The organism is Rhizobium sp. BG4 (genome assembly GCF_016864575.1).
Taxonomy (GTDB): domain Bacteria; phylum Pseudomonadota; class Alphaproteobacteria; order Rhizobiales; family Rhizobiaceae; genus Rhizobium.
Genome location: NZ_CP044125.1, coordinates 3302782 through 3329506, shown reverse-complemented (window position 1 = coordinate 3329506; position 26725 = coordinate 3302782). Strand labels below are relative to the sequence as shown.

At 63.1% G+C, this 26725-nt stretch carries 28 protein-coding genes and 1 pseudogene; 10 read left to right on the top strand and 19 right to left on the bottom strand.

The window, feature by feature from the left end:
* The first annotated feature begins 75 nt into the window (after nucleotides 1-75).
* From F2982_RS16700 to tsaA, 4 genes and pseudogenes are all read left to right on the top strand, one after another.
* The gene (locus F2982_RS16700; RefSeq protein ID WP_203428499.1) at nucleotides 76-1110 is read left to right on the top strand and encodes an iron ABC transporter substrate-binding protein; all 1035 of its coding nucleotides are present in this window, start codon (nucleotides 76-78) and stop codon (nucleotides 1108-1110) included.
* The gene (locus F2982_RS16695) at nucleotides 1107-2147 is read left to right on the top strand and encodes an iron ABC transporter permease (protein ID WP_203428498.1); all 1041 of its coding nucleotides are present in this window, start codon (nucleotides 1107-1109) and stop codon (nucleotides 2145-2147) included. The genes F2982_RS16700 and F2982_RS16695 overlap by 4 nt, the downstream gene beginning before the upstream one ends.
* Nucleotides 2144-2866: pseudogene (locus F2982_RS16690) on the top strand (ABC transporter ATP-binding protein); the annotation flags it as partial. The gene F2982_RS16695 and the pseudogene F2982_RS16690, both read left to right, overlap by 4 nt.
* A 72-nt stretch (nucleotides 2867-2938) precedes the next feature.
* Nucleotides 2939-3463 (top strand): tRNA (N6-threonylcarbamoyladenosine(37)-N6)-methyltransferase TrmO, encoded by a 525-nt coding sequence (gene tsaA / locus F2982_RS16685; RefSeq protein WP_203430101.1) that lies wholly within the window; start codon nucleotides 2939-2941, stop codon nucleotides 3461-3463.
* Nucleotides 3464-3469: 6 nt separating this feature from the next.
* On the opposite strand, the gene F2982_RS16680 is transcribed toward tsaA, so the two are convergent.
* Complete coding sequence (locus F2982_RS16680; RefSeq protein ID WP_112715622.1) at nucleotides 3470-3679, bottom strand: molybdopterin-binding protein; 210 nt, start codon at nucleotides 3677-3679, stop codon at nucleotides 3470-3472.
* 136 nt (nucleotides 3680-3815) lie between these two features.
* Between F2982_RS16680 and F2982_RS16675 the strand changes: the two genes are divergently transcribed.
* Nucleotides 3816-4226 (top strand): NUDIX domain-containing protein, encoded by a 411-nt coding sequence (locus F2982_RS16675; RefSeq protein WP_203428497.1) that lies wholly within the window; start codon nucleotides 3816-3818, stop codon nucleotides 4224-4226.
* Between the two features lie 70 nt (nucleotides 4227-4296).
* On the opposite strand, the gene F2982_RS16670 is transcribed toward F2982_RS16675, so the two are convergent.
* From F2982_RS16670 to F2982_RS16660, 3 genes are read right to left on the bottom strand one after another with little or no spacing between them, the layout of a single operon-like run.
* On the bottom strand, nucleotides 4297-4629 hold the full coding sequence (locus F2982_RS16670) for a hypothetical protein (RefSeq protein WP_162708661.1): 333 nt from the start codon (nucleotides 4627-4629) through the stop codon (nucleotides 4297-4299).
* A 50-nt stretch (nucleotides 4630-4679) separates the two neighbouring features.
* Entirely contained in the window at nucleotides 4680-5315 is a 636-nt protein-coding gene (locus F2982_RS16665) for a GntR family transcriptional regulator (RefSeq protein WP_203428496.1), read from the bottom strand.
* Nucleotides 5312-6589 (bottom strand): DUF2325 domain-containing protein, encoded by a 1278-nt coding sequence (locus F2982_RS16660; RefSeq protein WP_203428495.1) that lies wholly within the window; start codon nucleotides 6587-6589, stop codon nucleotides 5312-5314. The genes F2982_RS16665 and F2982_RS16660 overlap by 4 nt, the downstream gene beginning before the upstream one ends.
* Nucleotides 6590-6810: 221 nt before the next feature.
* Here F2982_RS16660 and F2982_RS16655 point away from each other — a divergent pair, with 221 nt between their 5' ends.
* Nucleotides 6811-7065 (top strand): hypothetical protein, encoded by a 255-nt coding sequence (locus tag F2982_RS16655; RefSeq protein WP_130277896.1) that lies wholly within the window; start codon nucleotides 6811-6813, stop codon nucleotides 7063-7065.
* Nucleotides 7066-7515: 450 nt separating this feature from the next.
* On the opposite strand, the gene F2982_RS16650 is transcribed toward F2982_RS16655, so the two are convergent.
* From F2982_RS16650 to F2982_RS16635, 4 genes are all read right to left on the bottom strand, one after another.
* Nucleotides 7516-7821 (bottom strand): hypothetical protein, encoded by a 306-nt coding sequence (locus F2982_RS16650; protein WP_112715633.1) that lies wholly within the window; start codon nucleotides 7819-7821, stop codon nucleotides 7516-7518.
* A gap of 105 nt (nucleotides 7822-7926) precedes the next feature.
* Entirely contained in the window at nucleotides 7927-8349 is a 423-nt protein-coding gene (locus F2982_RS16645) for a secondary thiamine-phosphate synthase enzyme YjbQ (protein ID WP_112715635.1), read from the bottom strand.
* Nucleotides 8350-8413: 64 nt separating this feature from the next.
* Nucleotides 8414-8767 carry a DUF1428 family protein gene (locus tag F2982_RS16640; protein WP_112386905.1) on the bottom strand — a complete coding sequence of 118 codons (354 nt, stop codon included), beginning with the start codon at nucleotides 8765-8767 and terminating at the stop codon, nucleotides 8414-8416.
* 89 nt (nucleotides 8768-8856) lie between these two features.
* Nucleotides 8857-10080 carry an MFS transporter gene (locus F2982_RS16635; RefSeq protein WP_203428494.1) on the bottom strand — a complete coding sequence of 408 codons (1224 nt, stop codon included), beginning with the start codon at nucleotides 10078-10080 and terminating at the stop codon, nucleotides 8857-8859.
* A gap of 304 nt (nucleotides 10081-10384) precedes the next feature.
* Here F2982_RS16635 and F2982_RS16630 point away from each other — a divergent pair, with 304 nt between their 5' ends.
* The 3 genes from F2982_RS16630 to F2982_RS16620 all read left to right on the top strand — a co-directional run bounded on the left by F2982_RS16630 (nucleotide 10385) and on the right by F2982_RS16620 (nucleotide 13411).
* Nucleotides 10385-11383: an ABC transporter substrate-binding protein gene (locus tag F2982_RS16630; RefSeq protein ID WP_112715639.1), complete on the top strand. Its 999-nt coding sequence runs from the start codon at nucleotides 10385-10387 to the stop codon at nucleotides 11381-11383.
* 116 nt (nucleotides 11384-11499) lie between these two features.
* On the top strand, nucleotides 11500-12387 hold the full coding sequence (locus F2982_RS16625; protein WP_203428493.1) for a proline/glycine betaine ABC transporter permease: 888 nt from the start codon (nucleotides 11500-11502) through the stop codon (nucleotides 12385-12387).
* Nucleotides 12380-13411 (top strand): glycine betaine/L-proline ABC transporter ATP-binding protein, encoded by a 1032-nt coding sequence (locus F2982_RS16620; protein WP_203428492.1) that lies wholly within the window; start codon nucleotides 12380-12382, stop codon nucleotides 13409-13411. Before F2982_RS16625 ends, F2982_RS16620 begins: the two co-directional genes overlap by 8 nt.
* 39 nt (nucleotides 13412-13450) lie before the next feature.
* Here the strand turns inward: F2982_RS16620 and F2982_RS16615 are convergent, their stop codons facing one another.
* The 3 genes from F2982_RS16615 to F2982_RS16605 form a co-directional block, all read right to left on the bottom strand.
* Entirely contained in the window at nucleotides 13451-13849 is a 399-nt protein-coding gene (locus F2982_RS16615; RefSeq protein ID WP_203428491.1) for a DUF427 domain-containing protein, read from the bottom strand.
* Between the two features lie 188 nt (nucleotides 13850-14037).
* Entirely contained in the window at nucleotides 14038-14967 is a 930-nt protein-coding gene (locus F2982_RS16610; protein ID WP_203428490.1) for an IS110 family transposase, read from the bottom strand.
* A 366-nt stretch (nucleotides 14968-15333) separates the two neighbouring features.
* A complete protein-coding gene (locus tag F2982_RS16605) occupies nucleotides 15334-16278 on the bottom strand; it encodes a phytanoyl-CoA dioxygenase family protein (protein ID WP_203428489.1) in 945 nt (314 codons plus the stop codon).
* 132 nt (nucleotides 16279-16410) lie between these two features.
* On the opposite strand from F2982_RS16605, the gene F2982_RS16600 reads away from it, so the two are divergent.
* A complete protein-coding gene (locus tag F2982_RS16600; protein WP_130277891.1) occupies nucleotides 16411-17274 on the top strand; it encodes an AraC family transcriptional regulator in 864 nt (287 codons plus the stop codon).
* Here F2982_RS16600 and F2982_RS16595 read toward each other — a convergent pair.
* The 8 genes from F2982_RS16595 to F2982_RS16560 form a co-directional block, all read right to left on the bottom strand.
* Nucleotides 17271-18155 carry a DMT family transporter gene (locus F2982_RS16595; protein WP_203428488.1) on the bottom strand — a complete coding sequence of 295 codons (885 nt, stop codon included), beginning with the start codon at nucleotides 18153-18155 and terminating at the stop codon, nucleotides 17271-17273. The genes F2982_RS16600 and F2982_RS16595 overlap by 4 nt on opposite strands.
* A gap of 69 nt (nucleotides 18156-18224) precedes the next feature.
* Nucleotides 18225-19022, bottom strand: a complete 798-nt coding sequence (locus tag F2982_RS16590) for an AraC family transcriptional regulator (protein ID WP_203428487.1) — start codon at nucleotides 19020-19022, stop codon at nucleotides 18225-18227.
* Nucleotides 19023-19082: 60 nt separating this feature from the next.
* Nucleotides 19083-19244 carry a hypothetical protein gene (locus F2982_RS16585; protein WP_199626942.1) on the bottom strand — a complete coding sequence of 54 codons (162 nt, stop codon included), beginning with the start codon at nucleotides 19242-19244 and terminating at the stop codon, nucleotides 19083-19085.
* A 74-nt stretch (nucleotides 19245-19318) separates the two neighbouring features.
* A complete protein-coding gene (locus F2982_RS16580) occupies nucleotides 19319-20566 on the bottom strand; it encodes a DUF930 domain-containing protein (protein WP_203428486.1) in 1248 nt (415 codons plus the stop codon).
* A 103-nt stretch (nucleotides 20567-20669) separates the two neighbouring features.
* Nucleotides 20670-21380 (bottom strand): DUF930 domain-containing protein, encoded by a 711-nt coding sequence (locus F2982_RS16575; RefSeq protein WP_203430100.1) that lies wholly within the window; start codon nucleotides 21378-21380, stop codon nucleotides 20670-20672.
* A 180-nt stretch (nucleotides 21381-21560) separates the two neighbouring features.
* Entirely contained in the window at nucleotides 21561-23618 is a 2058-nt protein-coding gene (gene rpoD / locus F2982_RS16570) for an RNA polymerase sigma factor RpoD (RefSeq protein ID WP_112715661.1), read from the bottom strand.
* 577 nt (nucleotides 23619-24195) lie between these two features.
* Nucleotides 24196-25233 (bottom strand): L-threonine 3-dehydrogenase, encoded by a 1038-nt coding sequence (gene tdh, locus F2982_RS16565; protein ID WP_112715663.1) that lies wholly within the window; start codon nucleotides 25231-25233, stop codon nucleotides 24196-24198.
* Between the two features lie 190 nt (nucleotides 25234-25423).
* A complete protein-coding gene (locus F2982_RS16560; protein ID WP_203428485.1) occupies nucleotides 25424-26611 on the bottom strand; it encodes a glycine C-acetyltransferase in 1188 nt (395 codons plus the stop codon).
* Nucleotides 26612-26725: the final 114 nt, after the last annotated feature.

Sequence of the window (26725 nt, the reverse complement as noted above, 5' to 3'; positions counted from 1 at the left end):
GGCAACGGGAGATATTCCAACAGATATAACGCTATGCCATAGTGCGGTTCCGATCCAAGCGAGCCGCCAACCGCCATGAAATTCTTCGCCGCCCTCCTCCTCGCCGCGCTCAGCCTGACCGCGGCCGAAACTCAGGCCCGGACAATCACCGATGCCGCCGGCCGCAAGGTCGAAATCCCCGATACGGTGAAGCGCGTGCTGGCCGCCGGGCCGCCCGCTTCGGTGCTCGTCTATGTGCTGGCTCCGGACAAGCTCACAGGCTGGGTGCGCCAGCCGGGTGATGCCGAAAAGCAGTTTCTGATGCCATCGGTCCGCGATCTGCCGACTTTCGGCCAGCTGACCGGCAAGGGCGGCACGGCCAATATGGAAGCTGTGCTCGCCGCAAAGCCCGACATCATCATCGATGTCGGCACCGTCAACCCGACCTATACCTCGCTTGCCGACAAGGTGCAGGCGCAGACCGGCATTCCCTATGTGCTGATCGACGGCAGCTTTGCCCGCAGCGCCGAGACGCTACGCGAGGCCGGAGACATCATCGGCACCGGCGACCGCGCCGAAAAGCTCGCGGCCTATGCCGCGGCCAAGATATCCGACCTCAGCGCCAAGCTCGCCTCGATCCCGGAAAGCGATCGTCCCCGCGTCTACTACGGCCGCGGACCGGAAGGCCTGGAGACCGGCCTTTCCGGCTCGATCAACCTCGAAATCCTCGGTGCCGTCGGCGCCACCAACGTCGCCGCGGCTGCCAGCAAAGGCGGCCTGACGCAGGTCTCGCTCGAACAGATCCTCTCCTGGAGGCCGGATACCATCCTCGCCGCTTCGGGAAAATTCGCGGCCAGCGTCAAGTCCGACCCTCTCTGGAAGGACCTCGATGCGGTCAAGAACAACCGCGTCTTCGTCACCCCGAACCTTCCCTTCGGCTGGTTCGACTCCCCGCCCGGCATCAACCGGCTGATCGGCATCAGCTGGCTCGAGCATCTCTTCTATCCGAAGCAGTTCACCGGCGACCTGAAGGCTGACGTGCGCGAGTTCTTCACGCTCTTCTATCAAGTGGACCTGACCGACGATCAGCTGGCGATGCTGCTGAAGGGCTCTGGCGCGCAATCGAAATGACCACAGCGGAAGAAACAGCAGCAGAAGTGACGGAGGCACCAAGCCATCGCTGGCTCTGGCCGAGCCTTGCCGGTCTCCTGCTGCTGGCATTGCTGTCGATGATGACCGGAAAATATGGCGGCGGACCCGAGCCGCTGATCGAAGCGCTGAAACCGATCTTCGGCGGCAAGACCGACGATCCGGTGCTGGCAACCGTGCTCTTGAATGTCCGCCTGCCGCGCGTCGCGGCCGCCGTCGTCGTCGGCGCGGCCCTTGCCGCTGCGGGCGCCACCTATCAGGGGATCTTCCGCAATCCGCTGGTCTCGCCGGATATTCTGGGCGTTTCGGTCGGCGCCAGTCTCGGCGCGGTTCTCGGCATCTTCCTGTCGTTGCCGGTGCTCGCCATCCAGGCGCTGGCCTTTGCCGGCGGTTTGCTCTCGGTCGCCGCCGTCTATGCGATCGGTGTGGCCGTCCGCCACCGCGATCCAGCCCTGACGCTGGTTCTCGCCGGCATCGCCATCCAGGCGCTTGTTGGAGCCGGGATTTCGCTGATCAAGATCCTCGCCGATCCCTATGACCAGCTTCCGGCGATCACCTACTGGCTGCTCGGCAGCATGACCGCCATCACCCGCTTCGACGTGCTCTCGATCCTCCCGGCCGTCCTGCTCGGCCTGCTGCCGCTGGTGCTGCTGCGCTGGCGGATGAACGTCATGACGCTCGGCGACGAGGAAGCGCAGACGCTCGGCGTCGATACCAGACGCACCCGCCTCGCCCTCGTCTGCGGCGCCACGCTGATCACCGCCGCCACCGTCTCGATCACCGGCATCGTCGGCTGGATCGGACTGATCATTCCGCATATCGCCCGCATGCTGGTCGGTCCCGATTTCCGCCGCCTGCTACCGGCCTCGATGATCGCAGGCGCCGCCTATCTGCTTGTCGTCGACATGCTCGCCCGCAGCATCGCCGCCATCGAAGTCCCGCTCGGCATCCTGACCGCCGTCGTCGGCGCGCCCTTCTTCCTGTGGCTGCTGACTTCAGGGAAGCGAGGCTGGCAATGAGCCTCGATCTCCGGTCCCTCGCCTTCGGCTATGGCAGCAGGATCGTCGGCAGCGATCTGACGCTGTCGCTGATAACGGGCGAAGTGCTGGCCCTGCTCGGCCCGAACGGCGCCGGCAAGACGACGCTGTTCAAGACCATGCTCGGCCTGCTGCCCGTCAAGGCCGGCGAGATCCTGCTCGACGGAAAGCCGCTATCCGAGTGGCCGCGCCGGGATCGCGCCGCGCGCATCGCCTATGTGCCGCAGGCTCATGCCGCCCTCTTCCCCTTCTCCGTTCTCGATGTCGTGCTGATGGGCCGCGCCGCCCACATCGCCCTCTTCGCCATGCCCTCGCGCCACGACCGGCAGGTGGCGGTAAGCGCGCTCGAAAGCCTCGGCATGTCGGGTCTCGCCTCCAAGCCCTATACCGAGATCAGCGGCGGCGAACGGCAGCTGGTGCTGATCGCCCGCGCTTTGGCGCAGGAGCCCGAAATCCTGGTGATGGACGAACCCTCGGCAAGCCTCGACTACGGCAACCAGATGCGGGTGCTTGCCCATATCCGCGCCCTTGCCCGAAAGGGATTGTCGATCGTGCTCTCGACCCACAATCCCGATCACGCCTTCCTGGCTGCGGACCGCGTGGCGCTTCTCAATGGCGGCAAGCTCGCGGCACTCGGCCCGCCCGCCGAGGTGCTGACGCCGAAGGCACTCAAGGAACTCTACGATATCGATGTCGTGATCGGCGAGCTCGAGGGCAGCGCCCGCATCTGCGCCCCACGCCTCGACCGCTTCTCGCTCTATAAAGGAAAGACGATGGTCCGCGAAAACGAACTCCGGGAAAACGAAGTAGCGATCGATCCGCCGGAGGCGCGCGATGCCGGTCTGGTCTTCATCGGCAGCATCAGCACGCCCTGGACCTCGCGCATGGAAACGCCGCGGCAGGGCCGCCATGACGGGCCCGTCTGCCGCATCGAAATCTTCGAGCCATGGATCCCGGCGCTGAAGGGCGTCGAGGCATTCGAGCGGCTGGAAGTGCTCTACTGGCTCGATCGCTCCCGCCGCGATCTGGTGCTGCAGAGCCCGGCGAGCAACGGCAAGGTGCACGGCACGTTTTCCCTGCGCTCACCTGTGCGGCCGAACCCGATCGGCACCTCGATCGTCAAGCTGGAGAGCATCGAGGATGGCGCACTGCTGGTACGCGGCCTCGATTGCCTCGACGGCACGCCGCTCCTCGACCTCAAGCCGGACCGCACGCTGTTCAAACCGATCGCGCCGCCGCAGAAAGGCGACTTCGAGACCGGCGACAACGGCACCGCACATTATTGCCAACAGGCCTGACGCCGGTCAGTCGACGGCGACCATGACGTCGGATGCCTTGACGACGGCATAGGCCTCGCCGCCGGCCTTCAGGCCGAGCTCGTCGACGGCCTCGTTGGTGATCGAGGCGGTCACGATGGCGCCATTACCGATATCGATCCGCACATGCGCCGTCGTTGCACCCTTGGTGACTTCGACGACCTTGCCCTTGAGACGGTTGCGCGCGCTGATTTTCATGGGTTTTCCTCCGTGATTTGCGGCGACCTTAGCCGCCGCAGACGACGCTTGTCAAAACGACTGATATCATTGCGTCAGCCGCCGCGAGTGGTTATCCCGGAAAGGACGAGACGATAGAGCCGGGAGACAGCAAGCGATGAAAATCATCAAGATCGCCGCCGCCTTGATCGCACGCCGCAATGGCGACGTGCTCCTGGTGCGCAAGAACGGCACCGAGGTCTTCATGCAGCCCGGCGGCAAGATCGAGCCCGGCGAGACGCCGGACGCGGCCCTGATCAGGGAACTGTACGAGGAGATCGGCCTGAGGGTCGAGCAGGATGCCTTGCAGCCGATCGGCGAATTCCAGGCGGTTGCCGCCAACGAACCGCATCACCGCGTCCGTGCCGATCTTTTCCTGATCACCATAGACGATCCGAAAATCACAGTTGGCGGCGAGATCGACGAAATCGCCTGGGTGTCACCGGCCGCACCGGGCGATCTGCCGATGGCGCCGCTGACCGCGGATCATATCCTGCCCTTCTGGCAGAAATGGCGGACCACCGCCTGAGCGCGGAGAAAGAAAAAGCCCGGCGCTGAGCCGGGCTTTTCATTTTCACTGCGGCGTTGCCGTTGTCGGGTTATTGCGGCGTCGCCGGTGCGGGGGCTGCCGGAGCAGGCGCTGCGGGCGCCGGTGCGGCGGCCGGCGGCGTTGCCGGGGCTGCAGGCTCTGCCGCAGGCGGCGTTGCCGGCGCGGTCGAGGTGGCCGGCGGGGTCGCCGGTGCAGCAGGCGTCGTCGTTGTCGACGTCTCCCCGGCAGGCGCTGTCGCCGGTGCCGGACCAGACCGCGGCCAGTAGGTCGCAGCCAGTGCAATGATCACAATCGCCGCGGCAATGCCGATCCACATCGTCATCGACGAACGGCGTTCGCCCGGAGGCGAAGTCGGGTTTGGTCTGTTGAAGTCGTTTGTCATGGGTGTCCTCCTGTCGAGGAGTAACGCGAACTGCGTCAAAAGGTTCCACTTTACCGATAAGTGGCACCCGCCGCCGCACGCGATGCGCAAAGAGTGCCAGCTTTTTCCGCATCACCGGCATCGATCGCCTCGACGATCGCCCGGATTCCGGCGGTCCGCTGCCTCCGGTCCGCACCGTCCCGTTCCGTAACACCGCGCAGCATCACCACGCGGCCGCTAAGCTGCCGGAAGAACCCGGCTGCCACCTTGTTGCCGCAGCCATCGGCCAGCCGCGCGAAGAATTCCGTCTCCTTGATCAGCGCCTCGCGCTCGTCATCAGCCGTTTCCATGGCGGAAAGCAGCACGCGCAACTCGGCGATCTCCGCCTTTCCGGCATTGCGGGCAAAGCTCTCGGCAATCAGCCGCTCCAGCGCCTGGCGCGTGTCGTCGATCTCGCGCGCCTCCTGCATACCGATGGCAACGACCGAGCGGCCCCGCCGCCCGTTGATCAGCAGCCCCTCGGCATCGAGGTGCTGCAGCGCCTCGCGCAGAACGGTGCGGCTGATGCCCATCTCCTCGCAGATCTGCCGCTCGATCAGCTTCTGGCCGGGCTTCAGCGTGCCGAACAGGATGGAGTGACGCAGCGTATCCGTCACCTGCTCTCGAAGCGAAATGCTTCGCGGCAGGCTCAGTCCGAGATTGCTCATGCCGATGCGCTCCGGCGCGGCACGCCGGCATCGTCGCGCTCGGCGAGCAGATCCGATATGTCTCCGAGCGCCGCGATGAAGCTCGCAAGGCTGGCCGAGCGCAACGGCAGGAACGGTTTGCCCGCATCCCGGCAATGGCACTTGACGATGCCCGCGGCCGAATGGCTGACGCAATCGACGGGAAACACAGTCACTGCACTCTGGGCAACGAGCCCGGGCAACAGCGACGTCGCCTCCTCCATGCCGCCATCATGAAACATCAGGTCCACCCCTGCCCGCGCCGCAAAGCTCCGCAGCCGGTCGAACAGGTTCTTCCGCCCGCCGACATAAAGGACCACCGTTCCAGCCAGCGACATGGACTGCGTGGCGCCGTGTTCTGTAACGCCGGAGAACGCCTGCTCCAGGCCATGGTTCTCTCGCAGCAGCGCGGCATTATCCTCGGCAGCGGCAGCCTCGCGCTTTGCGGCCGCGCGCAGTTGCGCCTCGGTCTCCGCCAGGCGCCGCTCCAGCGCCTCGGTCCGCTCGCGCGCAGCCTCCAGCTTTTCCAGTACCGCGGCCTCGACGGCACCAGCCGCCTCCGGAGCCTGGCTCGCCTTCACCGCGTTGACCCTGACGACGATATCCTCGAGCGCGTCGATCCTGCGCTGAAGCATGCTCCGCTCCTCGGCGGAAGACCGCAGCCGCTCTTCCTGCCGGGCGATCTTCTCGTCCTTGACCGCCACTTCATTCTGCAGCGCGCGCAACCGCGCCAAATCCAGGCGGCTCGAACTGCCGACCAGATGCGAGAGCATATGCACCTCGCCGAACACGTCCTGCAGCAGCGCATGATCGGTGGCGGGATGGCTGATGACGGCCCAATAGGCGCCGGAGATCTCGCCCTCGTCGAGGCAGGCATCCCACATCGCCCGGAGCTCCGCCGCCGTCGTCAGCCGCGCGAAGCGCTTGAGCACCGTCTCATGGCGCCGGTCCAGCGCCTTGTTCAACAGCTTGCCGGCAATATCGCGCTGACCGGCGGCACGCACGCCGCGGCCATGCAGGGCGTGATCGCTGGCCGTCTTCGCGTCGGCATCGCCGAGCTTGACGATCAACTGGCGCAATTCGGCTGCCGTCAGGCAGGTGCCGATGATCGAGCAATGGAAGGTCGGCGAGATCTCCCAGGTCTTGCGCCGCTGCGCCTTCACGGCATTTGGCGCCTGCGGCCTGCCCCCGGCAAGCAGCGAAAGCTCACTGGACGAGATTGTCTTTGGTCGGCTGTAATCGGCCAGAGGCGGCATATCGAACCCGAAGCGTTATATTCCAAGAAATATTACGCTATCACCAACGCACCGCCGCGGACAAGCGTTTCGCGCCGTCTTTCGCCTGTTGCGATCAATCCGGGTTCCCTCCTGCAGCCCTAAATTTCCGTAACAGCCTGTTCCCGAAGGTTATCCGCCGCCCGGAACCGACAGGAGAACCCGCCGTTCCCTCTCCATCGCTAAAACGGAGGTATTCGATAATGCGAAAGATGATTTGTGCTACGATGGCTGCGGTGGCAGCATTCACCTTCAGCGTTCCGGCCATGGCCGATACGGTCACGGTCAAGAAGCGCGTTTATACGGAAGACCGCGGCGAAGTCCGCCCGAGCATCAGGATCAGCGACCGCGGCGTCGCCATCGGCGCCTACCGCGAACGCGATCGTTGCGTGACCAAGAGCGTCACGCATGACAATGGCGAGCGCACCGTCACCAAGACGGTCAAGCGCTGCCGCTGACGGCATGACGGAGGCCCGGCAGAAGCGGAGCCCGGGTCTCCCGACAAACAGAACATCTCCGCATCGCCCCACGGGAGGGAACCATGTCTGACCAGCTGCCGATGTTCATCCTGCAATCGATCGCAGTTTTCGGGCTCGTGGGAGCCCTGTTCATTCGAGCGTAAAGCCCGGCTTCCGGGAGCTATCAGCATTCTTGATACCAGCATCAGAATGAATGAAGCAAAAGCGTACCGGAATAGACAAAAGTGTCCTTTGCAACCGTACCGCGGGGTACTAGATAACTCCCCGTCGCCTCTTCTTTTCCCCGAGGCGGCCTAGAACTCAGCCTCGCCCGTGCGAGGCTTTTTTCGTTTCAGGGCATAAAGAAACCGCCCTTGCCGCAATCCGGGGAGACCTTGGCAAAGGGCGGTTCTGTGCCGCCGCATCCGGGGAGACCGGCGGCTGCTACTGTTAGCGGCGGATCAGCGGGCAACCGCGAACGTTCGCAAAGGTCATTCTGTCCCAGCCGCGGCGGTCACGGCCGGACACCACAACGCGGCGAGGCGTCACGGCGGTCACGCGAACATCGCGCAGACCAGTCCAACGTGCCTTGCGCACGGCTTCCATCGGCGAGCAACCGCGCATCGGCGGGCGATACTGCACATCGACGATAGCGCCGCGGTCAGGGCTTGCTGCCGACGCAGCAGTCGTGCCGAACGGAATGGAGGCGATGGCAAGCAATGCCGCGAAGGAAGCCTTGGCAATAAAGTTGGTCATGTGGGGTTTTCCTCGTTTCAATGTGCAGTCGAACTCCCTTGCGGGATGATTCGACAATAGAGAGCTAATTCTGAATGGTGTTCGAATTGCGCATTCAGATTCAGTTCAGCCACTGAAATGAAACACGATTTCGCGATGATGGGGCCGGTCGCGGTGTTCGAAAAGATAGATCCCCTGCCATGTCCCGAGCGCCAACCTGCCGTTGAGAACGGGGATCCCGATCGACACCTGCGTCAGCGCCGACTTGATATGGGCGGGCATATCGTCAGGCCCTTCCATCGTGTGAACGATCCAACGCATCGACGGATCGGACGATGGCGGTACGAGGCGGGCGAAGAAGGCTTTGAGATCGGTGCGCACATCCGGATCGGCATTTTCCTGGATCAGCAGCGAGCAGGACGTATGCCGCACGAAGACCGTCAGCAGCCCCTCCTCCGCATCCTGCGCCCGCACGAAGGCGACCGCCTCATCGGTGAATTCGTAGAGGCCCTGGCCGCGGGTCGCGACCGTGATCGAGGTGACTGGCATGCGGCAGGCTCCGGTTATCAGCTCCGGCTCACCTGTCGCGCCGCATGCCCGATGTCAATGGCGTCTAGAGGCGCAGCAGCTCCTTGAAGCCGCCATAGATCATCCGCTTGCCGTCGAATGGCATCTGCCACTTGTCGCCTTCGAGCCGCGGATCGGCCATCACCTTCTTGTTGATCTCGTCGCGCACCTCGCGAGACGGGTAGAGGATCCAAGAAAACACGGCGATCTCGTCTTCCTTGAGGTGCACCGCCCGCGGAAAGGACGTCACCTCGCCATAGGGTACGTCGTCGCCGACGCATTCGACATATTCGAGGGCGCCGAATTCCTTCCAGATCGCTCCGGCATAGGCGGAGAATTCCTTGTAGGCCTCAAGCTTGTCCTTCGGCACGGGCACGATGAAGCCATCCACATAAGCCATGTCTCTTCCTCCTTTTCGTCTGTCGATGGACATAGGACGAATGACGCCCCGTCAAACCGACAGACCGGAAAAAGAAAAACGCGGAACGGCTATCCCTGCAGCGTCTTGACCTTGGCGAGATCAGGGAACAGACGCGTCCATAACAGCACGACGGCAATGGTGCCGACGCCGCCGATGATCCCGGCTGCGACTGGTCCCATGAAGCCCGCCAGCATGCCGGATTCGAATTCGCCGAGCTGGTTGGACGTGCCGATGAACAGCGAGTTCACAGCATTGACGCGCCCGCGCATCTCGTCCGGCGTCAGGAGCTGGACGAGCGAGCTGCGCACCACGACGCTCACCGTATCGGAGGCGCCGACGACGAGCAGTGCGGCGACCGAGAGCGCGATATTGGTGGAGACGGCAAAGACGATGGTCGCGAGCCCGAAGACCGCAACGGCGCCGAACATCTTCATGCCGACGTTGCTGGTCAGCGGCCGCCGCGCCAGCACGATCGACATGGCAAGCGCCCCGATCGCCGGTGCGGCGCGCAGCAGGCCGAGCCCCCAGGGGCCGGCATGCAGGATATCGCGCGCAAACATCGGCAGCAGCGCCGTGGCGCCGCCGAGCAGCACGGCGAAGAGATCGAGCGAGATCGTGCCGAGCATCACCGGACGGCTCTTGATGAAGGAGACACCGGCAAAGACCGAGCTCAGGGTCACCGGCTCGCGCTTCGACGGCGTCCAGGTCATGCGGATCGAGATGACGTTGAGGCTGGCGGCGGTGAACATCACCGCAGCGACGGCAAAGGGCGCAACCGGATGGGCGCCGTAGAGCAGACCGCCGAGCGACGGGCCGATGATCAGCGCCGTCTGCATCATCGAGGTCGAGGTCGCCACAGCCCGCTGCAGCATCGAGGACGGCACGATGTTCGGCAGCAGTGCCGCCATCGTCGGCCGCTCGAAGGCGACGGTCGCGCCCATGATCGTCACCGCAACGAGGATACCGGCGGGTGTCAGCCAGTCCTGCCAGACGGCGACGGCGAGCACCGCGGCCGTCGCAGCCTCGATCAGCTGGCAGATCAGGCCGATGCGCCGGCGGTCGAAACGGTCGGCGACATGTCCGACGACGAAGGTCAGGATTACCATCGGCAGGAACTGGCAGAAGCCGACGAGCGCCAGCGCAAAGGCGCTATGCGTCTTGTCGTAGATCATCCAGCCCATGGCGACCGCGGCACACTGGAACGAAAGCGACGAGAAGACCCGGGAGGCGGCGAAATTGAGGTAGCCGGGATGCTTGAGAACGCTATCCCGAGGAGCGTGAACTGTGTCCATTGGATACTTCCGGCCGGCGGAACCCACGGGCCATTGATAGGAATTTTATAAGCCCCTGTTCTGCCTCTATGAACCGGATGTCAACTGCGGCGAAAGTGCACCACCGTTTCGGGGCATACGGGACGATTGTTCCGATCGCGACAAGGCATTTAAGCAATCGTTGAAAGAATGCGTCAATGCGCCATATTCTGACGCAATCGGAATGGCGCTTGGACGCCCTATGCAGGCTCAATAGACCTGCTGGCGGACGCGGTGCTGCCAGCGCCCGGGTTCACGTCACACCGCGACCAGAGGGAACAAAAAAATGAAAGCACTTTTGGCTTCAACCGTCCTCGCTGCCGGCCTCATGGCTATGGGCGGCGCGGCTTCCGCTGCTGAATGCGGCAACGTCACCATTGCAAGCATGAACTGGCAGTCTGCCGAAGTTGCTGCAAATCTCGACAAGGTCATTCTCGAATCCGGTTACGGCTGCACCGCCGAAATCGTCACCGGCGACACCGTCCCGACCCTGACCTCCATGGCTGAAAAGGGCGAGCCGGACATCGCGCCGGAAGCCTGGGTCAGCCTGCAGCCCGAGCTCGTCAAGCGCGGTCTCGAAGGCGGCAAGGTCGTCGCCGCTGCCAAGATTCTCTCCGATGGCGCCATCCAGGGCTGGTGGATTCCCAAGTACATCGCCGACGCCCATCCTGATATCAAGACCATCCCTGACCTCTTCAAGCATCCCGAACTCTTCCCGGCTCCTGAGGACAAGAGCAAGGGCGCCGTCTTCAACGGCCCGCAGGGCTGGGGCGGCACCGTTGTCACCACGCAGCTCTTCAAGGCGAACGGCGGCGACAAGGCCAACTTCACGCTCGTCGACACCGGCTCTGCCGCAGGTCTTGATGGCTCGATCGCCAAGGCCTACGAAGGCAAGCAGCCGTGGGTCGGCTACTACTGGGCTCCGACCTCGCTTCTCGGCAAGTACGAGATGGTGAAGCTCGGCTTCGGCGTCGATTATGACGCCGCCGAATGGAAGCGCTGCACCTCGGTTGCCGACTGCGCCGATCCGAAGCCGAACGCATGGCCGGCCGACGACGTCCAGACCCTCGTCAGCAAGACCTTTGCCGATCGCGCCGGCCCCGCCATGGACTACCTCAACAAGCGCGCCTGGACCAACGACACGGTCAACAAGCTGATCGCCTGGATGAGCGACAACCAGGCAACCGGTGAAGACGGTGCGAAGCACTTCCTCAAGGAGAACGAAGATCTCTGGACGAAGTGGGTCTCCCCTGACGTAGCCGAAAAGATCAAGGCTTCCCTCTGATCCCTCAAATCTCGCAAGCGGGCGGCGTCTTGACAGCAAGGCGCCGCCCGCCCGATGTTTTCAAGCGACGGCCATAACAAGAATGGGCCGCCGCTGCTTTTGCCATGGGGACCGACATGGATTGGCTTTGGAAATTTCCGACGATGAACGACGACATGCTGCGCGACCTGAAAAGGGCCGTGGATGAAGGCTTTCGCGGCTTCACCCGCGCCTATGGCGACAGCATCGAAACCCTCTTCAGCCCGCTGCAGAGCTTCCTGATCTGGGCCGAACGGCTGCTGACCGGCGCGCCGTGGCCGGTGGTCATACTGGCCGTCGCCGGCATTGCCTGGCTCGCCAGCCGCAGCTGGAAGATCGTCATCGGCTGCGTCATCACCCTGCTCCTGATCGGCTGGTTCGACATGTGGCAGGATACGATGAAGACCGTGTCGATGATCTTCGTCTGTACGGTGCTCTCGATCGTCATCGGCATTCCGATCGGCATCGGCATGTCGCGCTCGAACCGCATGCAGGGTATCGTCAATCCGGTGCTCGACGTCATGCAGACCATGCCGAGCTTCGTCTACCTGATCCCGGTCGTCATGCTGCTCGGCATCGGCCGCGTGCCGGGCGTCATCGCCGTCGTCATCTACGCCCTACCGCCGATGATCCGCCTCACCAATCTCGGCATCCGCATGGTCGACAAGGACGTTCTCGAAGCCGCAGACGCTTTCGGCTCCTCCAGCTGGCAGAAGCTGCGCAATGTCCAGCTCCCCCTAGCGCTGCCGACCATCATGGCCGGCATCAACCAGACGATCATGATGGCGCTCGCCATGGTCGTCATCGCCTCGATGATCGGCGTCCAGGGCTTGGGACAGCCGGTGCTGAAGGCGATCGCCAACCAGTATTTCACCCTCGGCGTCTTCAACGGTCTCGCCATCGTCGGCATCGCCATCATCTTCGACCGCATCAGCCAGGCTTACGGTCTGCGCCTGCAGAAGCACCGGGAAATCGTGCATGGCTAGTCAATCGATCGAAATCCGCAGCCTCTACAAGATCTTCGGCCCCCGCGGCCGCGACTTCGTGGAGGCCGTCACCAAGGGCATGTCGAAGACCGAGCTCAACAAGGAGCACGGCCACGTTCTCGGCCTGAAGGACATCAACATCAGCATCCCCGGCGGTAGCATCACCGTCATCATGGGACTCTCCGGCTCCGGCAAGTCGACGCTGATCCGCCATATCAACCGGCTGATCGACCCGACATCGGGCGAAGTGCTTTATGGCGGCACCGACGTCTGCAAGATGAATGAGGAAGAGCTGCGCGAATTCCGCCGCCACAAGACGGCGATGGTCTTCCAGAAGTTCGGCCTGCTGCCGCATCGCACGGTGCTGCAGAACACCGTCTACGGCCTGGAAATCCAGGGGGTGCCGAAATCTGAGCGCGAGGCGCGCGCCGATATCTGGATCAAGCGGGTCGGCCTGGAGGGCTTCTCCAACCATTACCCGAACCAGCTTTCCGGCGGCATGCAGCAGCGCGTGGGCCTCGCCCGCGCGCTGACCAACGATGCGGATATCCTCCTCATGGACGAAGCCTATTCGGCGCTCGATCCGCTGATCCGCGTCGACATGCAGACCGTGCTTCTCGACCTGCAGAAGGAACTGAAGAAGACCGTCGTCTTCATCACTCACGACCTCGACGAGGCACTGCGCCTTGGCGACAAGATCGCCATCCTGCGCGACGGCGAAGTGATCCAGCAGGGCACGGCAGCCGATATCGTCCTCAATCCGGCAAACGACTATATCGAGGCCTTCGTCAAGGAAGTGAACCGCGGCCGCGTCATCCGCATCGACGCGCTGATGGAGCCGCTGAGCAATCCCGCAGGCGAACCTTCTGTCCGCATTCCCGGCAGCCATAATGTCGAGGAAGGCATGCGCGTGATGACGGAAAACAACGTCACGCAGGCAACCGTCACCGGCGAAAACGGCATGCCGGCCGGCCGCGTCTCGCTGGAAGGCCTGGTGCGCTGTCTGGTCCGCACCAACGACTAGATCAGGCGCGCGGTCCTCGCGGGCCGCGCGTTCTGCCTGTCAGAACTGGCCTGCTTCAGGCGCCTGCAATTCCTCGATGGAATCGACGCGGTCGGGATAGAAGGCCATATGGTCCCTGATCCCGGAAACCGCCGGATTGGGCGTATCATAGGTCCAGATCGCGTTCTTCGACCGCTCTCCACCCGGCACGATGCTGTAATAGGACACATCTCCCTTGTATGGGCAATGGGTGGAATGATCGGTGCGCGACAGCAGCGACATGTCGACATCCTTGCGCGGAATATACTGCACCGGCGGATAGGACGCCTCCCGCAACGTCAGCGCGTCATGCGTATCGGCAATCACCTTGCCGCCGAGCTTGACGACAACGCGCGCCGGATTGCGCTCGACGCTGATCGGATGATCGGGTCCGGGAATCTTGATGGGCTTGCCTGACATCGGTGATCTCCAATGAGTGTGACTGGAGAGATAGGGAGGATGTGTCGGATGCCCAAGGGGCGGCTGCAGGATTCCTCGGTCTTCGGTCTTCGCCCTCATCGATTGCCTCAAGCCGGCAATTGATACACCGCGCCCGGAGCCCCCTCACCCTACCCTCTCCCCGCTGGGGAGAGCGACTGTCTTCTGCGTCAAGCGTCTTGCCATGGTTTGTTGTCCCTGATGATGGCGTTGAGGATGGTGAGGAGCTTTCGCATGGTTGCGACGATAGCGACGATCTTCGGCTTGCCTTGTGCGACGAGGCGATCGCGGAAGGTTCTGAGGGCGGGATTGTAGCGGCTGGCGACCAGAGCCGCCATGAACAGCACCGCACGCACCTTGCCCCTGCCGCCGCCGATGAAGCTCTTGCCCTTCCACTTGCCCGATTGCCGCGTCCAGGGCGCAAGGCCTGCCAGCGACGCGATCTGGCGACGGTCGAGACTGCCGAGCTCTGGCATCTCGGCCAGCAGCGTGCGCGCGGTTGCCGGCCCGACGCCCGGCACCGATGTCAGCAGCGCTTCGCGCACCCGCCAGACAGGCGACTTGCGGATATGGCCGTCCATATCGGCGTCGATGCTGGCAAGCTCGCGCCTGAGTGCGGCGAGCAGGCGCTGGATACTCTTCTGCGCCTGCCTGTCGCGCACCATGCGCGCCCGGTTCTCTTCCGCCACGATCATCTGCACGATCTGCTGCCTGCGGCTGACGAGAGCCGACAGAGCTTGCGTCTCAGCATCACGTAGCGGCCGGATAGCGGGCTTGGTCGCCGCAACGAAGGCGGCAATGACGGCCGCATCGATCGGATCGGTCTTGGCCCGGCGGCCGATCGCCTGCGCGTAGGCACGCACTTGAGTAGGGTTGACGACAAGCACCGTCAATCCCGCCGCAGACAAGCCTGCTGTTGCCAGGGTCTCGAAACCGCCAGTCGCTTCGAGCGCGATTGCATCGGCGCCGATCGCCTTCAGGCGGCTGGTCAGTTCGCAGATGCCATCGTCGTCGTTGCCGACAGCAAAAGCCTCGCCCTGCGGCCAGACGGCAACGTCGAGCCGCTCCTTCGAAACGTCGATACCGATGATCCTATCCATCTGATCCCATCCTTGCCTAATCGGGCTTTGCTTTCGCAAGCGGCCCTGGCGACTGTTCGGGTTCAATGGAACGGCGGGCGAGGACCCGTGCTCTCCCGCGGGCTTGGTGTCCCAGAGGGGCCTCGGTCTCTCGCTCGCCACCGCTGAAGCCATCAAAGCCTCAAAGCCGGCGTTTGGGAAGTTACAAGGGGAAGTGAACGCTGCGGCTGCGGCATCCCTTCTCCCAAGCGGGGAGAAGGTGGCCCAAGGGGCCGGATGAGGGGGCCGCAGGCACTACATCTCGGTCATTCCTGCTTCCGTCACGCAAAGAGGGGGCGCCTGAGAGGCGCCCCCTTCTGCATTAAGATCAGTGGCGCTCCCGCGCCATCAACTCCAGCGATCCAACCCCAGCAGCTTGCGGCCGAGCGGTGTCAGTTCCGCCGTCGTCGCATTGTGCTTTTCCCATTCACGCGGATCGCCCGGGAAGGCGTCGCGCTTCGGGCTGTCGAGTTCGCGCCAGAGGCGGATGCGTTCTTCGCGTTCCTCGGCATTGTCGAATTCCGCCGGATGCATGGAGATATACTGCGCCATGCGGACGCGGTTTTCGGAGTGGTTGGGGCGAACGCCGTGGGCGAGCAGCGAGTTGAAGATCATCAGGTCGCCCGGCTCCATGCTGATATTCTCGGTCGAAAGGCCGGTCATATCAGGGTGCATCGGATCGCGATCTTCAGGCTGCGTCTTCACCCACTCGTCGTAATGCTCGAAGAGATAAGGAACGCACTGGAAGCCGCCGACATCGCCGTCCTGCTTCTTGAGGCTCAGCACCGCCTGCACGCCGATCGGCAGCGGGTCGATCGAGGTATCGACGTCCCAGTGGATGAAGCCGTTCGGATTGCCTTTGACCTTCTTCGGCGGGTTCAGGTTGGCGCGGTCGATCGTCACCCACAGGTCTTCGCGGTCCCAGATGTCGACGAACACGTCATAGACGCGCTTTTCCATCCGGTTGTCCCACAGCGCCTGGTGATTGTAGATCTCCAGCATGCCGGTGTTGTTGAGTTCCTTCATCTTGTGTTCGCGGCGCTGCGGCGCGTACCAGGTGGAAGGATCGTTCGGGTCCTTCTCGTCAAAACGCCAGAGCACCTCCACAAGCCGCTCGACATTCTCCGCAGGCACCGCCTGACGGACAATGACGTAACCCTTCTTGGTCCAATGCTGCCAGTCCTCCTCCGAGAGAACCCGAAGCGGAAGCTTCTTCTTGATATCCTTGAGCTGCGTGGTGCTCGACGAAGTGGTCGGATGCGCGTCGCGCTTGATGGCTGCTGCCTGCTGCATGTGTCTCTCCCATTGCCGTCATCCCTGTACTGTCAGGCGATGAGAGGAGTGTAGCCGCAAGCGCGCGGCTATGTTGCCCGCGTTTGGCGCCTTGTGATACTATTCTGGCGTCTTGTATCAATCAGGCGCCCGATGAGAGCATTTCTCGAAGTTCTGCCTCGGCAATCCGATACCAGTTGGCCGATGCTCAACCGGCGGCTCGACGATGCCATTCCCTTCGAATGGCATCACCATCCGGAATTCGAGCTGACGCTGACGCTGAATTCCGCCGGCCAGCGCTTCATCGGCGATCACACCGGCGAATATGAGGATGGCGACCTCGTGCTGGTCGGTCCCAACCTGCCCCACACCTGGGCGTCCCGCGAAAAGCTCGATCCCGGCAAGCCGCATCGCGCCTTGGTTCTGTGGTTCCATCCCGAATGGATGCGGCAGATGACGGCGGGCGCAGTCGAGCTCAGGCCGATCGAGCAGCTGATGGCTCGCGGCCAGAACGGGTTGCAGTTCTCCCGCCAGACCGGAGAGGCCGTCCGCGCCGAATTCGAGACGATCTTCGACCGTGAACCGGCCGAGCGCCTGCTGTCGCTGCTCGCCATCCTCGGCCAGGTCGCCGCCGACCGCCAGGCCGTGCCGCTCGCCAGCGCGCCCGGCCATCAGCCGGCGCTGCAGGAAAGCCGTGAGCGCATCGACCGGGTGCTCACCCACCTTCATGTCAATTATGCGGGGCCGGTGACGCTGGAAGAGCTCGCCGATATCGCGGCGCTCAGCGTCTCCGGCCTGCACCGCATGTTCCGCCGCCACACCGGCACGACGGTCAGCGACTACCTGATCCGCATGCGGATCGGCGATGCCTGCGCCCGCCTCTCCTCGACGAACCAGCCGGTCGCCCATATCGCCGATGCCGTCGGATATGCGTCACTCGCCAATTTCAATCGCCAGTTCCGCGCCGAAAAGGGCATGACACCGCGCGACTATCGCGCCCATTTCCGTAAGGGCTAGGCCGGGCGCCTGCGCCTGCCGTTCAGTGCAAGCCCCAATACCGCGGCCAGCACGCAACCAATGCCCGCGATCTGATGCAGCCCGACTGGCTCACCAAGCAGCAGGAAGGCGAAAATCACCGCCGAGACCGGTGCGATCGCCGTAAACAGCGAGGCCTCCGCCCCACTCACCCTCTCCGCTCCCGCATACCAGAGCATGAAACCGGCAACCGTCGGCACCAGCGCGTAATAGACGACGGAGAGCAATGCCGCCGAGGACGCGGTCGGGAATGCATGGCTTTCGAAGACCGCAGGAATGGCCGCCGCACAGAAGCCGATCGCCGTCATCAGCGTCGATTGCACCAGTGGCGCGATCTCCGTTTTCAGCCGCTTGTTGAGCAGGATGAACAGCCCCTCGCAGAGCACCGCGCCGAAGATGACGATGTCACCGCGAAGCGACCCGCCGCCTGCTCCCGGCGCCAGCACGATCGAGAAGACGCCAGCCGCCGCAAGCCCGATCGCCAGGAGCAGGAAACGGTCCGGCCGCTCGCGCAGCAGCAGGATCGAGATCCCAGCCGAAACCACCGGCAGCGTGCCGATGATCACTCCCGCATTGGCGGCCGACGTCATCGACAAGCCCGAGATCAGCAGCGTCGTATAACCAACGCTTCCGGCCGCCGCCTGAATGACCAGAATGATCCAGTCATGCCGCGAAAGCTTCGGCAGCCGGCCGCCGGTCAGCCGCATCAGCAGCATGAAGCACGGAAAGGCCACGGCAAACCTCAGCGCCGTTGCCGTGAATGGCGGCAGTCCCGCCGAGATCAGCTTGCTGGCGATGACAGTGCTGCCCACCGTCGTCATTGCCAGCGTCAGATAGATGTAGCCCTGTTGTTTCCGTGTCATGAGAACTCCCCTGGATCGGGAGCGAGATGACGCCAAAGGGTCGCTGCGGTCTTGAAGGAAATTGCAGGCTCAGGAGCGGCCGCGGGCATAGACGCCGGGCGCCAGGCCATAACGCGCCGTGAATGCCCGCGTCATGTGGCTCTGGTCGGCAAAACCGCTGGCTGCAGCAACCTCGGCAAGCGGCATTCTCCCGCCGATCATCCGCCGCGCCAGATGTACCCGCGCCTGCACCAGATAGGCATGCGGCGTCAGCCCCGTCGCCCTGCTGAAGGCGCGAACGAGCTGGAAGCGGCTGAGCCCGCTTTCGCGCGCCATCCGGGCAAGCGAGATATCCAAGGAGGGATCGTCATCGATGAGATCGCGGGCACGGGCGACCGAGGATGGAATCAACAGATCGGGATCCGCCTCGCCGCCCTCACGCAAGATATCCGCCGTCAGGCCGAGCAGCAGTTCTTCTGAACGCATCGCATCCGCCCCGCCGGTGACAGCCGCAAACAGCGCCTGAAAGCGCCGGGCGATCGCGCCGTCGCGCAGGACGGGATGCGGGATCTCGAAACGCATCGAAGAGCCCTCGGCCGCCTCCGCAGCCAGGCTCAGAAACATGTCAGGATCGAAATAGAGGATGCGCCAGGCGCGCGCATCGCCGACGGGCATGCCGTCATGCACCTCGTTCGGATTGACGGTGATGACATCACCCGCTTCGGCCTCGACCATGCCGCGGCCACTGAGCGATTTCTGCGCGCCGCGATGGATAAGCCCGATGCCGAACTGCTCGTGCGTATGGCGGGAGAAGCTCCGGCCCGTCGCAGCCTCGACGGCCTCGACACCGGATAACGCCGAGCGGTGCATCCTGAAACCGCCATCCATGCCACACTCCTCTTCGAACGGAAGAGTGCCAGCCCGCGGGCTGCGGCGCAAGATTGCCGATCAGTGGACCGTCTGCGGTCCGAATTCTTCGGAGAGGATCAGCAGCGCGTCTTCGAGGGCTGCGACCAGGATATCGGTCAGTTCGTCCGACTTGTTTTCGAGGAAACGGAGGGCGACGGCCTCATCCTGGGTTTCGAGGTAATGCTCGATATCGTTCGACATATCATCGTCCTTTCATTCACCGCAACATCGGCGATGGAGGAAGAATAGGAGGGCTGTCTTGCGCAGGGCTGACCCTATTCCGGGAAGCGCCTGCTGCGCCACTGGCTGCGCGGCACCGCACTGCCGACATCGAGCGCAAAGGAAACGATTGCCGTCGCATCCTCGTTGACCTCGCAGCGGAACTGCACGTCGTACCAGGTCTCGGCGGTGCGGAAAGCACCGCGCTTGACGTCGAGCACCGTACCCTTGGCGAGCCCATACATCGGCACGATCACCGGCCGGTAGGCGGGCGATCCATGCACCAGCTGCTCGCGAAGCTCGGTGCTGCAAAGCTGCGCCGCACGCCGCCCGCGGGGAATGCCGAGCATCGCAGTCCGCGCCACGGGGTCATCGCTCTCGTCAGGCGAAAACAGCGTCTTCGCCTCGGCAAGCTCATCCTTCTTCGGCGCATCCGGCTTGTCCGGCTCGGTCGGTTTCTGCTCGACCGGCTTTGCCTGTTCGATGCTGGTCATGGCCTCGCCGGCGGCATCGACGGCAGGCGCATTATTCTGCGAATGCGCGTCGGCGATATCCACCTGCGGCAGATCGATATCGTCAGGCACGGGCTTGGCCGGCGGCTCCTTCGGCGCATCCGGCTTGTCGCCGGCATCGGCTGCGGGCTTCGGCTCGCCGGTCTCGTCCTTGTGGTCGGGCGCGCTGGTCGCCGGTTTCACTTCGCCTGTGGACGAATTGCCAGCGTCGGATTTTCTCGGACCACTATCCTTGTCGCCGAACTGGAACACGGGTTTCAGAACCGGCATCGGCGCACCCTGCCCCTGCTTGCCGTCAGCCTGCTTGTTCTCGGCTTCCTGCTCGGCCTTCGGCGGCTCGGCTTTCGGCTCCTCGGCCTTCTTCTCTTCCGGCGGAGGCGGAGGTGGTGGCGGGGGCGGCTCCTGCTCTGCCTGTTCCTCCGGCTTCTTTTCCTCGGGTTTCGGCTCTTCCGCCTTCTTCTCTTCAGCCTTCTTTTCTTCAGGAGGCGGCGGAGGCGGCTCTTCCTTTGCCTTCTCCTCGGGCTTTTTCTCCTCCGGTGGCGGCGGCGGCGGTGGAGGCGGCTCCTCCTTCTTCGCCTGCTCTTCCGGCTTCTTCTCTTCCGGCTTCGGCTCTTCCTTCTTTTCCTCCGGCGGCGGCACGAGATCGACCTGTACGGCCTCCTCCTTCTCCGGCTCCGTCTGCGGCAGCGGCATCTTGAACAACAGGACGGCCGCGACCAGGGCATGCAGCGCGATCGACGCCGCCACACCTGAACTGATCCCTGCCAAACGCTTGTTCGTTAGCTTCTGCATGCCACCATTAAACCACGTGATGCCGATGTGGCGTCAAAAGCAGGCAGCATCAAGCCGCAAAAGGAAAAGGGGCGCGATTTCCCGGCAATTTGCCGTGAAGAGCTCAGTCCGCCGCCCCGTCATCGGCAACCAGATTGTGTTCCCGCCACAAATCCTTCGGAATGGCATCGCCGATCGCGAAGGCAAAGGAGCGCACCGCCCCCGAGCCCTCGTCGACCTCGCAGCTGAAGCGGATCGCGTACCAGAGGCGCTTGCTGCGAAATGCGCCGCCTTTCACCTCAATGCTCCCGCCCTTGATCCGCTCCGGCGCCATCGCATAGGGCGCGATCGCGTCCGGATTGCTGCCGGGCCGCGTCCTGCGAACCTGCTCCATCGCCTCAAGCCCACAGAGCTGCAGATTGCGCTCGTCACCGGAGAGCTGCCGCAATGCCGCCCGCGCCTTCTTGCTGCGGGGATCGGTTAGCACGCCACCGGAAAAAAGCTGCCGTGCCGAAACCAGCGCATCCGGGGCCGGAGCCGGCTTGATCACCGGCGGCACAAGCACCCTGCCCGGCGCTTCGGCCGCCGGGGGCGCAATTGGCGCGGCGGGCGCTTGCTGCGGCTGTGGCCTGATGTCTGCAGGCGGTGCTGCGGGCTCGGATCGAGTGGCGGCAGGCACGATTTCCACGCTGACGCTATCGTCAGGCGGCGTGCGAAAAATCCGCGGCTTCGGCAGATAGATCAGAAGCAGGGCGAGACAAGCGGCATGCAGCGCAAGCGACGCCGGCCCACCCCAGCCGACCCTCTCCTCGAACGAGCGCCCCGCGACAGCCATCAGACTGGGCGATAGTGGAAGCAGGAGGCATTCATCATGCTGCGGCCCGATGCTCGTGAAACTGCGCCCATCCTCAATTCGATTATGGCGGGACGGAGGCGGCAAGCGCGTTGGTTGCAGTCCCGCCAAAAGAAAAGCCCGGCACTGAGGCCGGGCTTTCGATTTCGTCGCGTCGCTCGCTTAGCTGTCGAGGAACGAGCGCAGCTTGCGGCTGCGGCTCGGGTGCTTCAGCTTGCGCAGCGCCTTCGCCTCGATCTGGCGGATACGTTCGCGGGTAACCGAGAACTGCTGACCGACTTCTTCGAGCGTGTGGTCCGTGTTCATACCGATGCCAAAGCGCATGCGCAGAACGCGTTCTTCGCGCGGCGTCAGCGAGGCGAGAACGCGGGTCGTCGTTTCGCGCAGGTTCGCCTGGATGGCGGCGTCGATCGGCAGAAGCGCGTTCTTGTCCTCGATGAAATCGCCGAGGTGCGAATCTTCTTCGTCACCGACAGGCGTTTCGAGCGAGATCGGTTCCTTGGCGATCTTCAGGACCTTGCGGACCTTTTCGAGCGGCATGGCGAGCTTTTCGGCCAGTTCTTCCGGCGTCGGCTCGCGGCCGATCTCGTGCAACATCTGGCGCGAGGTACGGACGATCTTGTTGATCGTCTCGATCATGTGCACCGGAATACGGATCGTGCGGGCCTGGTCGGCGATCGAGCGGGTGATCGCCTGACGGATCCACCACGTCGCGTATGTCGAGAACTTGTAACCGCGGCGATACTCGAACTTGTCGACCGCCTTCATCAGGCCGATATTGCCTTCCTGAATGAGGTCGAGGAACTGCAGACCGCGGTTCGTGTACTTTTTGGCGATGGAAATGACGAGGCGCAGGTTCGCTTCAACCATTTCCTTCTTGGCGATACGCGCTTCGCGCTCGCCCTTCTGCACCATGTGCACGATGCGGCGGAATTCCGAGATCGAGATGCCGGTTTCGGTCGCCAGATTCTGGATTTCCTGGCGGATGTCGCGGATCGTCGTGTTTTCGCCCTTGGCGAATTCCTTCCAGCCGCGGGCGGCCAGATTGGCGATCGACTTCATCCAGTTCGGGTCGAGCTCGGCGCCCTGGTACTGTTCCAGGAAGCTGTCGCGCTTGACGCCGTAGGATTCAGCCAGACGCAGCAGGCGGCCTTCGTTCTGCACGAGGCGCTTGTTGATGTCGTAGAGCTGCTCGACCAGAGCCTCGATGCGGTTCTGGTTCAGCGACAGCGACTTGACGGCCTTGATCAGTTCGTCCTTGAGTTCCTTGTAGCGGCGCTCCTGGGCGGAAGACAGCGTGCCGGTCGCGGCAAGGCGCTGCTCGACCTGCTGGTCCTGCAGCTTGCGCAGCTTCTTGTAGGTCTCGGCGATCAGGTCGAGAGTTTCCATGACCTGCGGGCGCAGCTCGGCTTCCATCGCGGCGAGCGAAAGGTTGGACTCGTCTTCGTCCTCTTCCTCTTCCTCGATCGGCATGCCTTCGCCGCCGACATCGGTGATGTCGTCGTCACCCGAACGGGCGCGGCGGGTCTTTTCCTTCTCTTCAGCCGCCTTGCGGTCGGCTTCGATCTTCTCGGGGCTCTGGAACTGCGGTGCAGCCTTGGCTTCCGGACCGGAATAGGTGGTTTCGAGATCGATGATCTCGCGCAGCAGCGTCGTGCCTTCGTTCAGTTCGTCGCGCCAGATGATGATGGCCTGGAAGGTCAGCGGGCTCTCGCAGAGACCGGCGATCATCGTTTCGCGGCCAGCCTCGATACGCTTTGCAATGGCGATTTCGCCTTCGCGCGACAGAAGCTCGACGGAACCCATTTCGCGCAGATACATGCGCACCGGATCGTCGGTACGATCGGTCGGTTCCTTCTTCTTCGTGGTCGCAAGCGCAGTGCCGCTCGAAGGCGCGAGTTCGCCGCCTTCGTTGTCGTCGTCGCTGCCGCTGTCGTCGTCGTCGCTGCCGGCGCCGCCCTGGGCTTCCTCAGCTTCTTCGTCCTCGATGACGTTGATGCCCATGTCGGACAGCATCGCCATCGTGTCTTCGATCTGTTCGGACGTCACTTCTTCGGACGGAAGAACGGCATTCAGCTCGTCCATCGTCACATAGCCGCGCTTCTTCGCGGCCTTGATCATCTTCTTGACCGCGTCATCGGAAAGATCGAGAAGAGGGCCGTCGGTTGCGCCGTCGCGTTCGACTTCCGCTTCTTCGTTCTCTTTGACCTTCGTTGCCATTTATGTCGTCGCCTTCCTGACGCTATCCAAACTCGCTGGTGCGAAGCCGCTTCGAAACGCGCGCATCAACGCTCGCTTCGAATCAATTTCACCCACCTAACGGGATGACCTTTAAAGCCTGATTAACCACGATTGCCGGCGCCGGATGACAGAGCTTCAATGCTTCGAAAATTCCGGCCATGGTTTGTGCGATCCGCCTTGACCCAAGTTCACCGCTTCAAGTCGAACGGTGATTCCCACAATTTTTGATCTCGTCAAGCTTTTCCACAAAAAAAGCCGCCGAAAACACGGAAAATGCCTTATCCACAGGCAGAGGAACCGCTCAAGCGATTGCCAGCCTTAGATAGGATGTCACCGGTGAAAGACAAGAGCGCAAAGCTCCTGCGCCCTCATATCCGAGTCAACGGCGGTTTTATAGTGACCTGAAGAGCATCTCGTCCAGGCTGCCGCAGTATAGATCGTTACCGCGGCAGGCCATCATAGGGGTTGATCTTCAACGACCCGAGATCGATCGCCGGAACGCAGCGCAGCTTGATCGCCGCCATCGCCGTTCCATCCGGCGCGGTCGCCTCGCTGTTTACATCCAGTCCATCACCACCTTGCCGGAATTGCCCGAGCGCATCGCCTCGAAGCCATCGCGGAATTCGTCGATCTTGATGCGGTGCGTGATGACCGGCGACAGATCGAGCCCGCCCTGCACGAAGGCGATCATCTTGTACCAGGTCTCGAACATCTCACGGCCATAGATGCCCTTGAGGTTCAGCATCTTGAAGATCACCTTGTTCCAGTCGATCTCGAAACCGGCCGGCGCAATGCCGAGGATGGCGATCTTGCCGCCATTGTTCATCTTGTCGATCATGTCGCGGAAGGCAGGTGCCGCACCCGACATCTCAAGACCGACGTCGAAGCCTTCGGTCATGCCGATCGACTTCATGACGTCGGCCAGGTTTTCCTTCGAGGCGTCGACGACGTAATCGATGCCGAGCTTGCGGGCGAGATCGAGGCGGTTCGGGTTGATGTCGGTGATGACGACCTTGCGGGCGCCCGAACGCTTGGCGACCAGCGCGCCCATGATGCCGATCGGACCGGCGCCGGTGACCAGCACGTCTTCGCCGACGAGGTCGAAGGAGAGCGCCGTGTGAACGGCATTGCCGAACGGATCGAAGATCGCGGCGATCTCATCCGGAATATCATCCGGGATCGGCACGACATTGGCTTCCGGAATGCAGACGAACTCGCCGAACGAGCCCGGCCGGTTGACGCCGACGCCGAGCGTGTTGCGGCAGAGATGGCCCCTGCCCGCCCGGCAGTTGCGGCACTTGCCGCAGACGATATGTCCCTCACCGGAGACACGCTCGCCGACATGGTATTTGGTGACCGCGGAGCCGACCTCGGCGATCTCGCCGCAGAACTCATGACCGACGACCATCGGCACAGGAATGGTCTTCTGCGCCCACTGGTCCCAGTTCCAGATATGCACGTCGGTACCGCAGATCGCCGACTTCTTCACGCGGATCAGCACGTCGTTCGGGCCGACCTCGGGAACCGGCACGGTCTCCATCCAGAGCCCGACCTCCGCCTTCGACTTCACCAGCGCCTTCATCATGTTCGACATCAGATTATTTCCTCTTGGCTTCCGCTGGCTCCACCTTCCCTTCTCCCCTCGGGGAGAAGGTGCCCGCAAGGGCGGATGAGGGGGGCTGCGCGGCACGGCATCAATTAATTTGCAATATAGCTAGAGGCCCCTCATCCGGCCCTTCGGGCCACCTTCTCCCCGAGGGGAGAAGGGAAGAGGCCGCAAGCCGTCAAATAACCCCAAGCTCCCGGCCCGCTTCGGCAAACACCGCAATCGCCCGCTCGACATCAACAGTCGAATGCGCCGCCGACATCTGCGTACGGATACGGGCCTGGCCCTTCGGCACCACCGGAAAGGAGAAGCCGACGACGTAGACGCCCTTCTTCAGCATCAGCGCCGCCATGTCCTGCGCCAGCTTCGCATCGCCGAGCATCACCGGAATGATGGCATGCCCTTCGCCGGCCAGCGTGAAGCCGAGCTTGGTCATTTCGGAGCGGAACAGCGTGGCATTGGCCGTTAGCTTCTCGCGCAGCGCATCGCCGTTCTCGATCAGGTCGAAGACCTTCAGCGAAGCCGCCGCAATGACCGGCGCCAGCGTGTTCGAGAAGAGGTAGGGACGCGAACGCTGCCGCAGCCAGTCGATCACTTCGGCCTTGCCGGACGTATAGCCGCCCGACGCGCCGCCAAGCGCCTTACCGAGCGTACCGGTGATGATATCGACCCGTCCCTCGACGCCGCAATATTCGGCCGAGCCGCGGCCGTTCGTGCCGACGAAACCGACCGCATGGCTGTCATCGACCATGACCATCGCGCCGTACTTGTCGGCGAGATCGCAAACACCCTGCAGATTGGCGATGATGCCGTCCATCGAGAACACGCCATCGGTGGCGATCATCTTGAAGCGGCTGCCTTCGGCCTTCTTCAGCTCTTCTTCGAGTGCCGCCATGTCATTGTTGGCATAGCGGAAGCGCTTGGCCTTGGAGAGACGCACGCCGTCGATGATCGAGGCATGGTTCAGCGCGTCGGAAATGATCGCATCCTCTTCGCCGAGCAGCGTCTCGAAGAGACCGCCATTGGCGTCGAAGCAGGAGGAATAAAGGATCGTGTCTTCCATGCCGAGGAAGGACGAGATGCGCGCCTCGAGCTGCTTGTGCTCCTCCTGCGTGCCGCAGATGAAGCGCACCGACGCCATGCCGTAGCCATACCGGTCGAGCGCCTTCTTGCCGGCCTCGGCAAGCTCCTCGTTGTCGGCGAGGCCGAGATAGTTGTTGGCACAGAAGTTCAGAACACGCTCGCCCGAAGCGACGGCAATTTCACCGGCCTGCTTCGAGGTGATGACCCGCTCGGACTTGTAAAGCCCGGCCTCCCTGAGGGAAGCAAGCTCGGTGGTGATGTGAGAAAGAAATGCTTTTGTCATTGTAAACGCCGATATCCCGAAAAATTCCTCCGATGGGCGCTGCAATTAGCACAAAGCAAGTGCAGATGTCGCCGATCCGGTACGAAATATTTTCGGTTTGGCTATTTCAACAGC